18 protein-coding genes are annotated in these 16,021 nt (G+C 42.2%); 13 read left to right on the top strand and 5 right to left on the bottom strand.

The window, feature by feature from the left end; all coding sequences use genetic code 11:
* The first annotated feature begins 88 nt into the window (after positions 1-88).
* From ACLNCW_RS05025 to ACLNCW_RS05045, 5 genes are all read left to right on the top strand, one after another.
* The gene (locus tag ACLNCW_RS05025; protein WP_049546484.1) at positions 89-766 is read left to right on the top strand and encodes a tRNA (adenine(22)-N(1))-methyltransferase; all 678 of its coding nucleotides are present in this window, start codon (positions 89-91) and stop codon (positions 764-766) included.
* A complete protein-coding gene (locus ACLNCW_RS05030) occupies positions 753-1,550 on the top strand; it encodes a Nif3-like dinuclear metal center hexameric protein (RefSeq protein WP_049546483.1) in 798 nt (265 codons plus the stop codon). The genes ACLNCW_RS05025 and ACLNCW_RS05030 overlap by 14 nt, the downstream gene beginning before the upstream one ends.
* Before the next feature lie 16 nt (positions 1,551-1,566).
* Positions 1,567-2,670, top strand: coding sequence for an NAD(P)/FAD-dependent oxidoreductase (locus tag ACLNCW_RS05035; protein ID WP_424845455.1), 1,104 nt, complete (start codon positions 1,567-1,569; stop codon positions 2,668-2,670).
* Between the two features lie 298 nt (positions 2,671-2,968).
* Complete coding sequence (galE, locus tag ACLNCW_RS05040) at positions 2,969-3,988, top strand: UDP-glucose 4-epimerase GalE (RefSeq protein WP_045605967.1); 1,020 nt, start codon at positions 2,969-2,971, stop codon at positions 3,986-3,988.
* Position 3,989: 1 nt separating this feature from the next.
* Positions 3,990-4,955: a glycosyltransferase family 2 protein gene (locus ACLNCW_RS05045; protein WP_424845483.1), complete on the top strand. Its 966-nt coding sequence runs from the start codon at positions 3,990-3,992 to the stop codon at positions 4,953-4,955.
* A 57-nt stretch (positions 4,956-5,012) separates the two neighbouring features.
* On the opposite strand, the gene ACLNCW_RS05050 is transcribed toward ACLNCW_RS05045, so the two are convergent.
* On the bottom strand, positions 5,013-5,210 hold the full coding sequence (locus tag ACLNCW_RS05050; protein WP_004235080.1) for a ferredoxin: 198 nt from the start codon (positions 5,208-5,210) through the stop codon (positions 5,013-5,015).
* A gap of 45 nt (positions 5,211-5,255) precedes the next feature.
* On the opposite strand from ACLNCW_RS05050, the gene ACLNCW_RS05055 reads away from it, so the two are divergent.
* The 8 genes from ACLNCW_RS05055 to ACLNCW_RS05090 all read left to right on the top strand — a co-directional run bounded on the left by ACLNCW_RS05055 (position 5,256) and on the right by ACLNCW_RS05090 (position 10,856).
* A complete protein-coding gene (locus ACLNCW_RS05055) occupies positions 5,256-5,747 on the top strand; it encodes an SAG1386/EF1546 family surface-associated protein (RefSeq protein WP_001040919.1) in 492 nt (163 codons plus the stop codon).
* A gap of 9 nt (positions 5,748-5,756) precedes the next feature.
* Entirely contained in the window at positions 5,757-6,428 is a 672-nt protein-coding gene (gene cmk, locus ACLNCW_RS05060) for a (d)CMP kinase (RefSeq protein ID WP_000849387.1), read from the top strand.
* Positions 6,429-6,558: 130 nt separating this feature from the next.
* Positions 6,559-6,897: a zinc ribbon domain-containing protein YjdM gene (locus tag ACLNCW_RS05065; protein ID WP_001061596.1), complete on the top strand. Its 339-nt coding sequence runs from the start codon at positions 6,559-6,561 to the stop codon at positions 6,895-6,897.
* A 2-nt stretch (positions 6,898-6,899) separates the two neighbouring features.
* Positions 6,900-7,529, top strand: a complete 630-nt coding sequence (locus ACLNCW_RS05070) for a Pr6Pr family membrane protein (RefSeq protein ID WP_000033942.1) — start codon at positions 6,900-6,902, stop codon at positions 7,527-7,529.
* 124 nt (positions 7,530-7,653) lie between these two features.
* Positions 7,654-8,805, top strand: a complete 1,152-nt coding sequence (locus tag ACLNCW_RS05075) for an MFS transporter (RefSeq protein WP_023946242.1) — start codon at positions 7,654-7,656, stop codon at positions 8,803-8,805.
* Positions 8,806-8,904: 99 nt separating this feature from the next.
* Complete coding sequence (truA, locus tag ACLNCW_RS05080; RefSeq protein WP_424845456.1) at positions 8,905-9,654, top strand: tRNA pseudouridine(38-40) synthase TruA; 750 nt, start codon at positions 8,905-8,907, stop codon at positions 9,652-9,654.
* Complete coding sequence (locus ACLNCW_RS05085; RefSeq protein ID WP_424845457.1) at positions 9,644-10,417, top strand: bifunctional hydroxymethylpyrimidine kinase/phosphomethylpyrimidine kinase; 774 nt, start codon at positions 9,644-9,646, stop codon at positions 10,415-10,417. The genes truA and ACLNCW_RS05085 overlap by 11 nt, the downstream gene beginning before the upstream one ends.
* Positions 10,395-10,856, top strand: a complete 462-nt coding sequence (locus tag ACLNCW_RS05090) for an ECF transporter S component (RefSeq protein ID WP_023945456.1) — start codon at positions 10,395-10,397, stop codon at positions 10,854-10,856. Before ACLNCW_RS05085 ends, ACLNCW_RS05090 begins: the two co-directional genes overlap by 23 nt.
* 103 nt (positions 10,857-10,959) lie before the next feature.
* Here ACLNCW_RS05090 and ACLNCW_RS05095 read toward each other — a convergent pair whose 3' ends face one another.
* The 4 genes from ACLNCW_RS05095 to ACLNCW_RS05110 form a co-directional block, all read right to left on the bottom strand.
* Entirely contained in the window at positions 10,960-12,042 is a 1,083-nt protein-coding gene (locus ACLNCW_RS05095; protein WP_424845458.1) for a M24 family metallopeptidase, read from the bottom strand.
* Between the two features lie 126 nt (positions 12,043-12,168).
* The gene (gatD, locus tag ACLNCW_RS05100) at positions 12,169-12,951 is read right to left on the bottom strand and encodes a lipid II isoglutaminyl synthase subunit GatD (RefSeq protein ID WP_112443988.1); all 783 of its coding nucleotides are present in this window, start codon (positions 12,949-12,951) and stop codon (positions 12,169-12,171) included.
* Positions 12,951-14,294, bottom strand: a complete 1,344-nt coding sequence (murT, locus tag ACLNCW_RS05105) for a lipid II isoglutaminyl synthase subunit MurT (RefSeq protein WP_173876411.1) — start codon at positions 14,292-14,294, stop codon at positions 12,951-12,953. Before murT ends, gatD begins: the two co-directional genes overlap by 1 nt.
* A gap of 98 nt (positions 14,295-14,392) precedes the next feature.
* Positions 14,393-15,709 (bottom strand): FAD-containing oxidoreductase, encoded by a 1,317-nt coding sequence (locus tag ACLNCW_RS05110; protein ID WP_004255717.1) that lies wholly within the window; start codon positions 15,707-15,709, stop codon positions 14,393-14,395.
* Positions 15,710-16,021 lie beyond the last annotated feature (312 nt).

The raw sequence follows: 16,021 nt of genomic DNA on the forward strand, positions 1-16,021 counted from the left end.
TCTGTGGATTGCGGTCTTTTTAGGTACAAGATTGCCAGCTGAAATGTGGTATAATAAGAGGTAATAGAGTTTTGGAAAGTGAGAGAAAATGATTTCAAAGAGATTAGAATTAGTGGCTTCCTTTGTGCCACAGGGAGCCATTTTACTAGATGTGGGAAGTGACCATGCTTATCTGCCTATCGAGTTGGTCGAAAGAGGCCAAATCAAAAGTGCCATTGCGGGTGAGGTGGTGGAAGGTCCCTATCAGTCTGCGGTCAAAAATGTTGAGGCTCACGGCCTAAAGGAGAAAATCCAGGTTCGTTTAGCCAATGGCTTGGCAGCCTTTGAAGAGGCAGACCAAGTGTCTGTCATTACCATTGCTGGTATGGGTGGTCGTTTGATTGCTAGGATTTTAGAAGAAGGCTTGGACAAGTTAGCTAATGTAGAACGATTGATCCTCCAACCCAATAATCGTGAAGACGACTTGCGTATCTGGCTACAAGAGAACGGATTTCAGATTGTAGCTGAAAGCATCTTAGAAGAAGCTGGCAAGTTTTACGAGATTTTGGTGGTGGAAGTAGGACAAATGAAGCTATCAGCCAGTGATGTTCGCTTTGGTCCCTTCTTGACCAAAGAGATCAGTCCAGTCTTTGTCCAAAAATGGCAAAAAGAAGCTGTTAAACTAGAGTTTGCCCTCGGACAAATCCCAGAAAAAAATCTGGAGGAACGTCAAGTTCTAGTAGATAAAATTCAAGCCATCAAGGAGGTGCTCCATGTTAGCAAGTGAAGTGATTAACGTGTATGAAGCCTTTTGCCCTCAGGAATTTTCCATGGAGGGAGACAGTCGTGGTCTGCAAATTGGCACTTTGGACAAGGATATCCAAAGGGTCATGGTGGCTCTCGATATTCGTGAAGAAACGGTGGCTGAAGCCATTGAAAAGGGTGTGGACTTGATTATTGCCAAGCACGCGCCGATTTTCCGTCCTATCAAGGACTTGGTATCTAGTCGTCCGCAAAATCAGATTTACATTGATCTGATAAAGCATGACATCGCAGTTTATGTCAGCCATACCAATATTGACATCGTTGAAAATGGTCTCAATGACTGGTTCTGTCAGATGCTAGGAATCGAGGAGACAACTTATCTGCAGGAAACAGGTCCTGAACGTGGAATTGGACGTATTGGGAATATTCAGCCTCAGACCTTTGGAGAATTAGCCCAACATGTCAAGCAAGTCTTTGGTCTAGATAGTCTTCGATTGGTGCATTATCAAGAGACTGATTTGCAGAAGCCTATTTCAAGAGTGGCCATCTGTGGTGGTAGCGGGCAGTCTTTCTATAAGGATGCTTTAGCTAAAGGAGCGGATGTCTATATCACTGGTGACATCTACTACCACACTGCCCAGGATATGCTGTCTGATGGTTTGTTGGCATTGGACCCAGGCCACTATATTGAAGTGCTTTTTGTGGAAAAAATCGCAGAGCTTCTTAATCAATGGAAAGAGGAAAAAGGCTGGACAATCGATATTGTACCTAGTCAAGCGTCAACCAATCCTTTCCACCATATCTAGTTAGAAAGTAAAAACAATGAAAAAAGTTGCCATTATCGGAGCAGGGATTGTAGGTGCAACAGCTGCCTACTACCTCTCTAAAGAAAGTGACCTAGAGGTGACCGTTTTTGACCATGGACAAGGTCAAGCTACCAAGGCCGCAGCAGGAATTATCAGCCCTTGGTTTTCCAAACGCCGCAATAAGGCCTGGTACAAAATGGCGCGCTTGGGGGCTGACTTTTATGTGGATTTATTAGCTGATTTAGACAAGTCAGGACAAGAAATCGACTTTTACCAGCGTTCGGGAGTCTTTCTCCTGAAAAAGGATGAAACTAAGTTGGAAGAACTCTATCAACTAGCCTTCCAGCGCAGAGAAGAATCTCCTTTGATAGGGCAATTAGCCATTCTGGACTCAGCATCAGCTAATGAATTATTCCCTGGCTTGCAGGAATTTGATCACCTGCTCTATGCTTCTGGTGGAGCGAGAGTAGATGGTCAACTCTTAGTGACTCGTTTGCTGGAAGCCAGTCACGTCACGCTGGTCAAAGAAAAAGTGAGTCTGACACCTTTAGCATCAGGATACCAGATTGGAGAAGAGGTGTTTGATCAGGTTATTTTGGCAACGGGAGCTTGGTTGGGACACCTGTTAGAACCTTTAGGTTATGAAGTAGATGTTCGTCCCCAAAAGGGGCAACTCCGAGATTATCAACTTGCCCAAGACATGGAAGCGTACCCTGTTGTTATGCCAGAAGGGGAGTGGGATTTGATTCCTTTTGCAGGTGGGAAATTATCCCTAGGCGCTACTCATGAAAATGACATGGGATTTGATTTTACGGTAGATGAAACCTTGCTTAAACAAATGGAGGAGGCAGCCTTGCCTCACTATCCAGTTTTAGCTAGAGCGACTTCAAGAGCTGAGCGTGTGGGAATCCGTGCCTATACCAGTGATTTCTCACCTTTCTTTGGGCAGGTGCCAGAATTAGCAGGTGTCTATGCTGCTAGTGGACTAGGTTCATCAGGCCTCACAACTGGTCCTATCATTGGTTACCATCTAGCTCAACTGATTCAAGATAGGGAGTTAACCTTGGACCCTCTAAACTACCCAATTGAAAACTATGTCAAACGAGTAAAAAGCGAATAATACTCAATGAAAATCAAAGAACAAACTAGGAAACTAGCTGCAGGCTGCTCAAAGCACTGCTTTGAGATTGTGGATAGAACTGACGAAGTTAGCTCAAAGCACTGCTTTGAGGTTGTGGATAGAACTGACGAAGTCAGTAACATATATATGGCAAGGCGACGTTGACGTGGTTTGAAGAGATTTTCAAAGAGTATAAGCATTTTACTGAAATTTTATCCTCCCCTCTAGGATGGCAAATGACATTCCCTATCAAAAATGGTAAAATAAGAAAAAATAATCCGAGAATCGAGGAAAAAAGATGCAAGAAAAGATTTTGGTAACGGGTGGAGCAGGTTTTATCGGAACCCACACTGTTATTGAGTTAATCCAAGCAGGTCATCAGGTTGTTGTGGTGGATAACCTTGTGAATAGTAACAGAAAAAGTTTAGAAGTTGTTGAGAAAATTACAGGAGTTGAAGTGCCTTTCTATGAGGCAGATATCCGTGATACAGATACTCTTCGTGACATTTTCAAACAAGAAGAACCAACTGGTGTCATTCACTTTGCTGGCTTGAAGGCTGTCGGTGAATCTACCCGTATTCCTCTTGCCTACTATGACAACAATATCGCTGGAACTGTTAGTCTTTTGAAGGTCATGGAAGAAAACAACTGTAAAAACATTATTTTCAGTTCTTCTGCGACAGTTTACGGAGATCCTCATACAGTGCCAATTTTGGAAGATTTCCCACTTTCAGTGACCAATCCATACGGCCGTACTAAGCTTATGCTAGAGGAAATTTTGACCGATATCTATAAGGCGGACTCAGAATGGAATGTGGTCTTACTTCGTTATTTCAACCCAATCGGAGCTCATGAGAGCGGAGATTTGGGAGAAAATCCAAACGGTATTCCAAACAATCTCTTGCCATATGTGACTCAAGTAGCCGTTGGAAAATTAGAGCAAGTGCAAGTGTTTGGAGACGATTACGATACGGAAGACGGAACTGGTGTTCGTGACTATATCCACGTTGTCGATTTGGCTAAAGGTCACGTCGCAGCTCTGAAAAAAATCCAAAAAGGTTCAGGCCTAAACGTTTATAACCTTGGAACAGGTAAAGGCTACTCAGTTCTTGAAATTATCCAAAACATGGAAAAAGCGGTGGGACGTCCAATTCCTTACCGTATCGTAGACCGTCGCCCAGGGGATATCGCAGCCTGCTATTCAGATCCTGCAAAAGCCAAAGCAGAACTCGGCTGGGAAGCAGAATTAGGCATCACCCAAATGTGTGAAGACGCATGGCGTTGGCAAAGCAAGCATCCAAATGGATTTGAAGACTAAGATGGTGATGTCAATCATTGTCCCCTGTTTAAACGAAGAGGAAGTACTTCCTCTTTTTTATCAGGCTTTGGAAGCTTTACTTCCAGATTTGGAAACAGAAATTGAGTATGTCTTTGTCGACGATGGATCAAGTGATGGGACTTTGGAACTCTTAAAGTCCTATCGGGAGCAAAATCCGGCAGTTCATTATATTTCTTTCTCTCGAAATTTTGGCAAAGAAGCAGCTCTCTATGCAGGCTTACAATATGCGACAGGAGATTTAGTGGTGGTGATGGATGCAGACCTCCAGGATCCTCCGAGTATGTTGCTTGAGATGAAAAATTTACTAGACCAGAATGCAGACTTGGACTGTGTTGGTACACGCAGAACTAGTCGGGAGGGAGAACCCTTCTTTCGTAGTTTATGTGCTGATCTCTTTTACCGCCTTATGCAAAAAATTAGCCCAGTAGCCTTGCCCTCAGGTGTCCGTGATTTTCGCATGATGAGAAAATCTGTAGTGGATGCCATTTTAAGCTTGACTGAGTCCAATCGCTTTTCGAAGGGACTCTTTGCCTGGGTCGGCTTTAAAATCCACTATCTGGACTATCCAAATGTCGAAAGGCAGGCTGGCAATACCAGTTGGAGTTTTAGGCAACTCTTTTTCTACTCCATTGAAGGGATTGTTAATTTTTCAGATTTTCCCTTGATTATCGCCTTTGTGGCAGGTCTCCTATCTTGTTTTATTTCTCTTCTTATGACCTTTTTTGTTGTGGTTCGGACCCTCATTTTGGGCAATCCGACATCAGGTTGGACCTCTCTGATGGCTGTTATTCTCTTTCTCGGAGGGATTCAACTCTTGACCATTGGGATTCTCGGCAAGTATATCAGTAAGATTTATCTAGAGACTAAAAAAAGACCACTTTATCTCGTCAAAGAAAAAAGTGACCTTCCTGATCTTACAGAAAAAAATAAAGAGAAAAGACTATAATTTTGCATGGAAATATGCTAAACTAGAAGGAGTGGAACGTTCTTATCGATGTTAGAGTTAATCTTTAATCAAGGCACGTGTCGGACAGTTTCTAACAGCTTCTACGACGTCCTGACTAGGAGAGATTTCTTTTTCTAGTTGGTCAGGGTCATCGTAAAAACGCACGATTCCATTATCGTGGTAATCAAATAATTCAGAATAAGTTTGGCAAAGCCCACAGGCAATGCAACGTTCAGGTATAAGTGTGATTTTCATATTTATATTGTAATAAGAAAAGTAAAAAAAAACAAGGAGTAAGGTATGGCAAAAGAACCGTGGCAAGAAGATATTTATGAGAATCAAGAAGAAACAAGATCAGAACGTCGTAAGAGAGAACAAGGTGGAGGAGTGCTGGCTAATCGTATCTTGACTATTTTAGCAAGTATTTTCTTTGTGATTGTAGTCGTGATGATTATTGTTCTTATCTATCTTTCATCGGGTGGGAGTAATCGCACAGCAGCCTTGAAAGATTTTCACGATTCAGATACAAAAGTAGAGCAAGTTTCTTCTACTTCTAGTAGTAGTTCAGAGCAGGCATCTTCTAGTTCAGAGGAGAAGGTAGAAGAGTCATCTAGTAGCTCAGAACATCCAACTGATCCAGAAGGAACTACAAAAGTTATGGCTGGAGAAGGAGAAGCAGCTATTGCCGCTCGTGCAGGAATCTCGATTGCTCAGTTAGAGGCTTTGAATCCTGGCCATATGGCTACAGGATCTTGGTTTGCTAATCCTGGAGATGTGATTAAGACTAGATAGGAGTCATAAATGAAGACGATTCAAATTGCTATTGACGGTCCTGCTTCAAGTGGCAAGAGTACGGTCGCAAAGATTATTGCCAAGGATTTTGGATTCACCTACCTAGATACAGGTGCTATGTATCGTGCAGCGACCTACATGGCTCTCAGGAACCAATTAGGAGTTGAACAAGTTGAAGAACTTTTAGCCTTATTGGACCAGCATCCAATCAGTTTTGGACGCTCAGAAACTGGAGAACAACTTGTCTTTGTAGGAGATGTGGATATCACCCATCCTATTCGTGAAAATGAAGTGACCAATCATGTTTCAGCTATTGCAGCAATTCCTGAAGTACGAGAGAAACTAGTTTCTCTCCAACAAGAGATTGCCCAGCAAGGTGGGATTGTCATGGACGGTCGCGATATTGGGACTGTTGTATTGCCACAAGCAGAATTGAAAATTTTCCTAGTAGCTTCGGTAGATGAAAGAGCAGAGCGCCGTTACAAGGAAAATATTGCCAAGGGAATTGAAACAGACCTTGAAACTCTAAAAGAGGAAATTGCTGCGCGTGACTACAAGGATAGTCATCGTGAGACTTCGCCTCTCAAACAAGCAGAGGATGCTGTCTACCTTGATACAACTGGCTTGAACATTCAAGAAGTAGTTGAAAAAATCAAAGCAGAAGCTAAAAAAAGAATGTAGATGTAGAAAAGCCGATAGATTGATATCGGTTTTTTTCTATATTTGTCAAAATGCTGATTTTAAGGTATAATAGTTGCTGTTCGAGAAATTTTGATTTTCAAAGAATAGTGAATGATGATAAGGAGAAACCATGAACAACCTACCAAATTGCCCAAAATGTAACTCAGAGTATGTCTACGAAGACGGTGCCCTACTGGTTTGCCCAGAGTGTGCTTATGAGTGGAATCCTGCTGAAGTTGCAGATGTAGAAGAGGGTCTTGTTGCTATCGATGCCAACGGGAATAAATTGGCTGACGGTGATACAGTAACTCTCATCAAGGACTTAAAAGTAAAAGGTGCGCCAAAAGATTTGAAACAAGGGACGCGCGTGAAGAATATCCGCATCGTAGAAGGCGACCACAATATCGACTGTAAAATCGATGGCTTCGGTGCCATGAAACTCAAATCAGAGTTTGTGAAGAAAATTTAAGCATGTCAAAACACTATAAACTTGTATTTTATAGCCGTATCTTCTTGTTTCTAGCGGCTTTTACGGGAGTTTATCTTGAAATCGCCAAGCATGGTGGATTTGGGATGTTACTCTATTATACGGTTCTGTCCAACCTTTTAGTCGCGATTTTTACGCTCTATCTCCTAAAGGTTATGAGCCGTTTAGGTGAAAACTGGCAAAGACCAAGTCTCTTGCGCTTAAAAGGTGGGGTCACCATGAGTATCATGATTACCTGTGTGATTTACCATTTCCTTTTAGCGCCTATTGCGACTAATTTCTATACTCTAGAAAATTTCCTTTGCCACTATATCGTTCCCCTCTGGTTTTTAGCAGATACCCTCTTTTTTGACAAACAGGGTCAATACAAGATTTGGGACCCAATTGTGTGGACGATTTTACCCTTGCTGTATATGATTTTTGCTCTTTTTAATGGCTTGGTATTGAAACTTGATGTTCCTAATTCTAAGGTCAGTCCCTTCCCGTACTTCTTTTTGAATGTGAACAAGGGTTGGGATGTCGTGTTCAAGTGGTGTCTGATTATCTTTGTTGCTTATATGGTGGCAGGATTTATCTTCTACTTTATTAAGCAAATCAAGAGAAAATCATCCTAAGACACAAGGGATTCATTTTCGAGTTTAAGAAGGAGTCTGTACACTAAAGAGGCTTCTTCTTTTCTTGCTTGTTTGATGACTATCAAAAAAGTAGAAGATTAAGAGAAATATAGAAAGAGATTTCATGAAACAATTTTTAGAACGGGCCAGTATTTTGGCTCTCTCCCTCGTTTTGATTACGTCCTTTTCCATCTCGAGTGCCCTGCCAGCCATGTTTGACTATTATCAAGGTTATCCTAAGGAACAAATTGAGCTCTTGGCGAGCTTGCCTTCCTTTGGAATCATGATTATGTTATTACTAAATGGTTTCTTAGAAAAAATATTTCCTGAGCGCTTACAGATCAGTTTGGGATTGCTGATTTTATCACTAAGTGGAACTGCTCCCTTTTGGTACCAAGCTTATCCTTTTGTCTTTGGAACACGGATTCTTTTTGGTTTAGGTGTTGGGATGATCAATGCCAAGGCCATTTCTATTATCAGTGAACGCTATCAAGGAAAAACGAGAATTCAGATGTTAGGGCTACGCGGTTCTGCAGAGGTCGTTGGGGCTTCTCTCATTACCTTGGCAGTCGGCCAATTGTTGGCCTTTGGTTGGACAGCTACTTTCTTAGCTTATAGTGCTGGATTTTTAGTTCTGATCCTTTATCTGCTCTTTGTACCTTATGGAAAAGAAAAGAAAGAAGTCAAGAAAAAAACGAAGGAAGCAAGTCGCTTAACTCGGGAAATGAAGGGCTTGATTTTTATCTTAGCTATTGAAGCGGCGGTTGTAGTTTGTACCAATACAGCTATTACCATCCGTATTCCAAGTCTGATGGTGGAAAGAGGACTGGGAGATGCCCAGTTATCTAGTTTTGTTCTTAGTGTCATGCAGTTAATCGGGATTGTGGCTGGTGTGAGTTTTTCTTTCCTGATTTCAATATTTAAAGAGAAACTGCTCCTCTGGTCTGGTATTACCTTCGGCTTGGGGCAAATTGTGATTGCCTTGTCTCCATCCTTGTGGGTGGTAGTGGCAGGAAGTATTCTGGCTGGCTTTGCCTACAGTGTAGCCTTGACGACAGTCTTTCAACTTGTCTCTGAAAGAATTCCAGCTAAACTCCTCAATCAAGCAACCTCATTTGCAGTTTTAGGCTGTAGTTTCGGAGCCTTTACGACTCCATTCGTTCTAGGTGCAATTGGCTTATTAACTCACAATGGGATGTTGGTCTTTGCTATCTTAGGATCTTGGTTAATTGTAACCTCTATCTTTGTCATGTACCTACTTCAAAAGAGAGCTTAGGATTGGTTTCCTAAGTTTTTCTTTTTTGGATTTTTGTACCCAGACACTATTTGATTTAGGGCCTTGTTTACAGACTAATTTCTTGATAAAATAGAAGTTATGACAAGATATAAAGCAACTATTTCCTATGATGGTTACGCCTTTGCTGGTTTTCAGCGCCAGCCCCATGCGCGTAGTGTTCAGGAAGAAATTGAAAAAACCTTGACCAAGTTAAATAAAGGGCAAGCCATTACTGTTCACGGTGCTGGTAGGACAGATAGTGGGGTTCATGCCCTGGGACAGGTTATTCATTTTAACCTGCCTTATCAAATGGATGAGGAGAAGCTCCGTTTTGCTCTAGACACTCAGTCCCCTGAAGATATTGATGTGATTTCGATTGAGCTTGTGGCGGATGATTTTCATTGCCGTTATGCTAAGCACAGTAAGACCTATGAGTTTATCGTGGATAGGGGCCGTCCCAAAAATCCGATGCGCCGTCACTATGCCACCCACTTTCCTTATCCGCTTGATGTGGAACGCATGCAGATTGCAATCAAAAAGCTAGAGGGGACCCATGATTTTACAGGTTTTACAGCCTCTGGGACCAGTGTAGAGGACAAGGTTCGCACCATCACAGAAGCTAGTTTAACAGTCGATGAGACCGGCCAGTTTTTGACTTTTACCTTTGCAGGAAATGGTTTCTTGTATAAGCAGATTCGCAATATGGTGGGGACACTGCTCAAAATCGGCAACAACCGTATGCAAGTGGAGCAGATTGACCTCATCTTGGAGAAGAAGGACAGGCAACTTGCTGGTCCAACGGCAGCACCTAATGGTTTGTATTTAAAGGAGATTCGTTATGAAGAATAATCGTATTTTAGCACTTTCTGGAAATGATATTTTTAGTGGTGGTGGTTTGTCAGCTGATTTGGCTACCTATACCTTAAACGGCTTGCATGGTTTTGTAGCTGTGACTTGTTTGACCGCCTTAACAGAAAAAGGCTTTGAGGTCTTTCCAACTGACGATACCATTTTTCAACATGAATTAGATAGCTTGCGTGATGTGGAATTTGCAGGGATTAAGATTGGTCTTCTACCAACTGTCAGCGTAGCTGAGAAGGCTTTGGACTTTATCAAGCAACGCCCAGGAGTGCCTGTGGTTCTGGATCCTGTCTTGGTCTGCAAGGAAACACACGACGTAGCTGTAAGTGAACTCTGCCAAGAATTGATTCGCTTTTTCCCTTATGTCAGTGTGATCACGCCTAATCTTCCTGAAGCAGAATTATTGGTTGGTCAGGAAATTAAAACCTTGGAAGATATGAAAACGGCAGCGCAGAAATTGCATGAATTAGGAGCGCCAGCAGTCATTATCAAGGGAGGCAATCGCCTTAATCAGGACAAGGCTGTAGATGTATTTTATGATGGACAAAACTTTACAGTCCTAGAAAATCCCGTTATCCAAGGGCAAAATGCTGGCGCAGGTTGTACCTTTGCCTCTAGCATCGCCAGTCACTTGGTTAAAGGTGATGAACTTTTACCAGCAGTAGAAAGTTCTAAGGCTTTCGTTTATCGTGCTATTGCACAAGCAGATCAGTATGGAGTAAGACAATATGAAGCAGACAAAAACAACTAAAATCGCACTTGTATCTCTATTAACCGCCCTTTCTGTGGTTCTAGGCTATTTCTTAAAAATTCCAACACCGACAGGCATTCTAACTCTTTTAGATGCGGGTGTCTTCTTCGCGGCCTTTTACTTTGGTAGTCGTGAAGGAGCTGTAGTCGGAGGACTAGCAGGTTTCTTGATTGACCTCTTATCAGGCTACCCTCAGTGGATGTTCTTTAGCTTGGTCAACCATGGCTTGCAGGGATTTTTTGCAGGATTTAAAGGAAAAACTCAGTGGTTAGGCCTTGTCTTAGCAACGATTGCCATGGTAGGGGGTTACGCCTTGGGTTCTACTTTGATGAATGGCTGGGCTGCAGCTCTACCAGAAATTTTACCAAATTTCATGCAAAATATGGTAGGGATGATTGTAGGATTTATTCTTAGTCAAAGTATCAAGAAGATTAAGTAAAGAGTCTGAGCCAAAAGTCTTTCAAATTAGAAAAACGCATACTATCAAGTGTTCAAGAACCTTGATAGTATGCGTTTTATTGTGGGAAGATTTTTGAAAAATTTTAATCAAAATAAAGCAAATCTTTGCTGGTGCTTGTAAAGAGGTCAAAGCCATCCTTGGTAACAACACCGCAGTCTTCGATACGGACACCGACTTTACCAGGGATATAGATACCTGGTTCAACAGAGAAGCACATGCCTTCTTCGATGATCATGTCGTTTCCTTCCATGATAGATGGGAATTCGTGGACATCCATACCGATACCGTGACCAAGACGGTGGTTGAAGTACTCGCCGTAACCAGCTTTTTCGATGACCTCACGGGCAGCGCGGTCCACTTCATGGGCAGTCACACCTGGTTTGATAAAGTCAAGAGCAGCTTGTTGAGCTTCAAGAGTCAAGTTATAAATGTCTTTCTTGAATTGGTCTGGTTTACCAACAGCGACTGTACGAGTCATATCTGAAGCATAGCCGTTGACCAGAACACCGAGGTCAAAGAGGAGAAGAGCATTATTTTCAACCTTGTTTGCTGCTGGGATACCGTGTGGATTTGCAGCATTATCACCAGTCAAGACCATGGTATCGAAGCTCATTTCATAACCTTCACGTTTCATGGCAAAGTCAATTTGAGCGATGATATCTGTCTCTGTCTTATCAAGAGAAATATTGTCAAAGCCAACATTAACAGCCTTGTCCGCATAGAGACCTGCAACCATCATTTTTTGCACTTCGTCAGCTGATTTGATAAGGCGCATACGTTGGATACGAGGAGTGAGGTTTTCAAACTCAGCAGTTTCAAAGACTATTTTCAAGCCATGATATTTGGTCAAGATGAGATTGTCAAACTCAACAGCGACACGTTTGAAGTCAAGTTGTGGAAGAGCATGTTTCATTTTTTGCCATGGATTTTCAGAATCCACATAGCCCACAACTGGGAAGGAAACAGTGCTGCTTGCACGCTCAACCTCAAGGGCTGGGACAAAGAGGAGAGGTTCCTGATCTGCTAGGACAAAAAGGAACATTTGGCGTTCATGGGGATCACTGTAAAAGCCAGTGAGGTAATTGATTGTGACGGGGTCAGATACGACAGCGACGTCTAGTTTTTCTGATTCAAGATATGTTACGATTTGTTGTAATTTAGACATATGCTACCTTCTTTCTACCCCTCTATTTTGGCAAAAAATGAGAGAAAATGCAAGGGAGAAGGGTAAAAGAAAAGACAAAAAAACTCCGACAAGATAACGGAGTTCTTTGATATGATTTTTCTTGGTTTAAGAAAAGTCAGCCTTGCTTTTGACATCACTGTATTCTTCAGCGATTTCTTGGCTGAGGATGTCCTCATAAGCAGGGAGTTGAATGTCCTGACCATATTTCTTCTTGAGGGCAGTAGTGACTAGGCGATAAGCAAGATTGGCATTGCGAGAGAGGATAGGCCCGTGGAAGTAAGAACCAAAGACATTCTTATAATGAACCCCTTCGCCGACCTTTTCTTCGTTATTTCCATTTCCATAGACAACCTGTCCCAGTGGTTTTTGGTCATCCGAGAGGAAAGTACGGCCCTGGTGATTTTCAAAGCCATAGTAGGTTTCATCGAAATCTTCATTGTGAATCTTGATGTCACCTATAAAACGGTTATTGGTCTGGTTGAGGGTGTAGTGGCCCATGACACCTAGCCCTTCGATACGTCTCCCTGAAGCTTCAATATAATATTGACCCAATAGTTGGAAACCACCGCAGATAGCCAGAACCACACCATCGTTTTGGATGTAGTTGTCAATGCTCTCTTTTTTAGCAGGTAGGTCGTCTGCAATAATACTTTGTTCAAAGTCTTGACCGCCACCGAAAAAGGCGATGTCGTAGTGATTTTCGTCAAAGTCATCATGGAGAGAAACGATGTCAACGGTCACATGGGCTCCCAGCTTTTCAGCCACATACTTGAGCATGAGGATGTTTCCATTGTCCCCGTATGTATTCATGAGGTTTCCGTAGAGGTGAGCGATGTTGAGCTGATAAGGGTAATTGCCATCTTTTGAGGAAAGTGAAGTATAAACCATTAGTTCATCTCCTTTCTAACAATCTGACGACTAGCCAGCAGTTCGCGGAATTCAAGCATAGCAGTATAGGTAGCCAGAATATAAGCATGCTTGCAGTCTTGGTTCTCAATTGTCTTAAGAACTTGTTCCAGATTGCTTGTTTCAGTGATTTTATCAGCTGGATAGCCTGTCACTCGGAGACGACGTGCGATTTCAGAATGACGAACACCGCCAGCGTTGATTTCAGGAATATCCATGTCAGTGATTTGTTCAAAATCCGCATCCCAGATCCAGCTGGTATCAATTCCATCTGCATAGTTGGCATTGAGGAGGACAGAGAGGCTAAATGGATAAGGAGCTAGTTTAATCATCTCGATAGCCTGGGTTGCACCAACTGGATTTTTAATCAAAACGAGGGTACATTCTTTGTCACCGATATGGAAGGTTTCCTGGCGTCCAAAGACAGCACGACTCTTATCAAATCCCTGCTTGATTAGTTGGGAATCTGCGCCGAGGAAACGGGCGATAGCCACAGCAGCTAGGGCGTTGTAGATGTTGTAAAGTCCACCGATTTGGATGCCGTATTCTTGGCCGTCAATGACAAAGCGAGAGCGATTGTTGGTTAACTCAACTAGTTCTGTCAAGCGATAGTCGAGATCAGGACGTTTACATCCACAACCTTCACAGATATAGGCACCCAAGTTTGCATAAGTATTGTGCTCATATTTGAGGATGCCTTGGCAGTCAGGGCAGAGGATTCCTTCGGTATTATAGTGAGCCAGCTGAGCTGGACCTTTCTCCAAGTCAAAACCAAAATACTGTACAGGATTTGGAATAGCTGGCTTGTAGAAAAGTGGACTGTCTCCATTAAGAAGAACAGTGGCAGTAGGCACCTTACGAATGGCATCCAAAATCATCTTGTAAGTTGTGTAAATCTCACCATAGCGGTCCATCTGGTCACGGAAAATATTAGTAATAACAAATAAGCTTGGCTTGATGTAGTCACAGATACGAGATAGACTGGCTTCGTCGATTTCTAGGACGGCAATATTTTTCCCAGTTTTAGAAGATTTGGCTGTTAAGAAGGTTGTCGCAATTCCTGTAATCATGTTGGCACCGCTTGGGTTGGTCAGAACTTGACCATAAACCTCTTTTAAAATGCCGACAGTGAGAGCAGTTGTCAAGGTTTTTCCGTTGGTTCCAGTCACTACGACAATCTCGTAGTTCTTAGCTAGGTTTTGTAAAATATCTTTATCGAATTGAAGGGCAAGTTTTCCTGGAAGCGTACTTCCACGGCCAAGACGGCTTAAAATGAAGTGGGAAGAACGCCCAGCAAGAAGGCCCAAAGTAGTTTTTAATTTCATGTTTCTATTATATCATAAAAGAAGGAAAAGACAGATTTGAGATTCCGCAGAAGTAAAAACAGCCCAAGGAGGGCTGTTCGATACGATTAAATCTCAACTTAAATCGCAAACAAGTCATTCAAGTTCTCAGCCAAGGTTGGGTGAGTGAAGATTTGTTTTGTGAAGTAAGTGTAAGGAATTTTGTTGTCCATAGCAACAGTGATGATGTTGATGATTTCTTGAGAACCTTCTGAGAAGATGCTTGCTCCAAGAATTTCTTTTGTTTCAGTATTAACAACAGCTTTGAAAGCTCCGCGAAGGTCTCCGTTTACGTGACCACGAGGCATTGCTGCAACAGGGATTTCTTTCACTGCGTATGGAAGTTTCAAATCAGCTGCTTGGCTTTCAGTCAAACCAACTTGTGAAAGTGCAGGTGTGATGAACATAGTATTTGGTACATTGAGACGGTCTTCAAGTGTGTAGCTGCCATCTCCAGCAAGGTAGCTGTAAACAACACGGAAGTCATCAAGTGAAATGTAAGTAAATTGAAGGCCACCGTTGACATCTCCAACTGCAAAGACACCAGGAACGTTTGTTTGACAATGTTTGTCTACTTTAATAGCACCACGTTCAGTTAGTTCAATATCTGTATTTTCAAGTTGAAGTGGTTCTACGTTTGGTTTACGTCCTGTTGCGTAGAGAAGGGCATCGAAACGGTAAGTTTCGTTTTCAGTCACAACGAGCACTTGGTCACCGTCGTTTTTGATTTCAGTAGTACGGATATTTTGAAGCAATTCAATACCGTCTTCTTCCATGTATTGTTTAGCAAGAGCTGCGATGGAAGGTTCTGCACGAGGAAGGAAAGTATCCAAGGCATCTAGGACTGTAACCTTGCTTCCAAGTTTGTTGTATAGGCCGGCAAATTCAAGACCGATATTTCCACCACCAAGGACTCCAAGGTTTTCAGGTAATTTGTCCAAGTTTTGGATACCTGTTGAGTCAAAGACGTTTTTGCTTGTAGCAAGTCCAGGGATTGGCAAGACGTTTGAAACAGCACCAGTGTTGATGACGATTGTTTCAGCAGTCAGTTCTTTCTTTTCATCACCAGCTTGGATTTCGATGACTTTATTTGAAAGGAAGTGAGCTTCCGCATCAAAGATATCGACGCCTGTACCAGCAACAGTCGCATAGTTTTTACCGTTGAGGCGACTAGTGATAGTGTTTTTGGTAGCAATCACTTCTTCAAAAGACAAGTCTTTCTCAGCAGCAACCAGCAAAGTTTTAGTTGGGATACAACCGATGTTGATACAAGTTCCACCGTACATAGCTTTGCTACGTTCAACGAGGGCAACTTTTTTACCAGCTGAAGCCAATTTACCTGCTAGTGTTTTACCAGCTTTACCAAATCCGATAACGATTAAATCATAAGTTAACATTTAGAGTTCCTCCTATTCGAATTTCATTCTAGCATAAGAAAAAAACTTTTGCACAATTCTGCTACGCTTTAAAAAAGTTTATGAAATAGTGGAAATTTCATCCTTATTTTCTCTGAAAAATCGTTTACATGAGTTTATCGATAGATTGGGCTATCTTTTGCTTCTCTCTTGTGTTATACTAGATAGGTTGCAAAGAAAACAGTACTTTTCTTTTGTGGAAAAGAAGCAACACGATTTTATATCCAGTATATGAAAATACGTCATAAAAAGAAAAGTATAAACTAAGCCCTATAGGGTGGCTTCGCACCACCT

Origin of the sequence: Streptococcus sp. CL6.22 (assembly GCF_049738055.1) — a bacterium.
Taxonomy (GTDB): Bacteria; Bacillota; Bacilli; order Lactobacillales; family Streptococcaceae; genus Streptococcus; species Streptococcus mitis_DJ.

Bases quoted from the DNA above. Each gene is read 5' to 3' on its own strand.
- ACLNCW_RS05085 (WP_424845457.1), top strand. From the start codon at position 9,644: ATGAAGAATAATCGTATTTTAGCACTTTCTGGAAATGATATTTTTAGT.
- ACLNCW_RS05030 (WP_049546483.1), top strand. From the start codon at position 753: ATGTTAGCAAGTGAAGTGATTAACGTGTATGAAGCCTTTTGCCCTCAG.
- ACLNCW_RS05045 (WP_424845483.1), top strand. From the start codon at position 3,990: ATGGTGATGTCAATCATTGTCCCCTGTTTAAACGAAGAGGAAGTACTT.
- truA (WP_424845456.1), top strand. From the start codon at position 8,905: ATGACAAGATATAAAGCAACTATTTCCTATGATGGTTACGCCTTTGCT.
- galE (WP_045605967.1), top strand. From the start codon at position 2,969: ATGCAAGAAAAGATTTTGGTAACGGGTGGAGCAGGTTTTATCGGAACC.
- ACLNCW_RS05095 (WP_424845458.1), bottom strand. From the start codon at position 12,042: ATGTCTAAATTACAACAAATCGTAACATATCTTGAATCAGAAAAACTA.
- ACLNCW_RS05025 (WP_049546484.1), top strand. From the start codon at position 89: ATGATTTCAAAGAGATTAGAATTAGTGGCTTCCTTTGTGCCACAGGGA.
- murT (WP_173876411.1), bottom strand. From the start codon at position 14,294: ATGAAATTAAAAACTACTTTGGGCCTTCTTGCTGGGCGTTCTTCCCAC.
- ACLNCW_RS05090 (WP_023945456.1), top strand. From the start codon at position 10,395: ATGAAGCAGACAAAAACAACTAAAATCGCACTTGTATCTCTATTAACC.
- ACLNCW_RS05035 (WP_424845455.1), top strand. From the start codon at position 1,567: ATGAAAAAAGTTGCCATTATCGGAGCAGGGATTGTAGGTGCAACAGCT.
- ACLNCW_RS05075 (WP_023946242.1), top strand. From the start codon at position 7,654: ATGAAACAATTTTTAGAACGGGCCAGTATTTTGGCTCTCTCCCTCGTT.
- ACLNCW_RS05110 (WP_004255717.1), bottom strand. From the start codon at position 15,709: ATGTTAACTTATGATTTAATCGTTATCGGATTTGGTAAAGCTGGTAAA.
- ACLNCW_RS05065 (WP_001061596.1), top strand. From the start codon at position 6,559: ATGAACAACCTACCAAATTGCCCAAAATGTAACTCAGAGTATGTCTAC.
- ACLNCW_RS05055 (WP_001040919.1), top strand. From the start codon at position 5,256: ATGGCAAAAGAACCGTGGCAAGAAGATATTTATGAGAATCAAGAAGAA.
- gatD (WP_112443988.1), bottom strand. From the start codon at position 12,951: ATGGTTTATACTTCACTTTCCTCAAAAGATGGCAATTACCCTTATCAG.
- ACLNCW_RS05070 (WP_000033942.1), top strand. From the start codon at position 6,900: ATGTCAAAACACTATAAACTTGTATTTTATAGCCGTATCTTCTTGTTT.
- ACLNCW_RS05050 (WP_004235080.1), bottom strand. From the start codon at position 5,210: ATGAAAATCACACTTATACCTGAACGTTGCATTGCCTGTGGGCTTTGC.
- cmk (WP_000849387.1), top strand. From the start codon at position 5,757: ATGAAGACGATTCAAATTGCTATTGACGGTCCTGCTTCAAGTGGCAAG.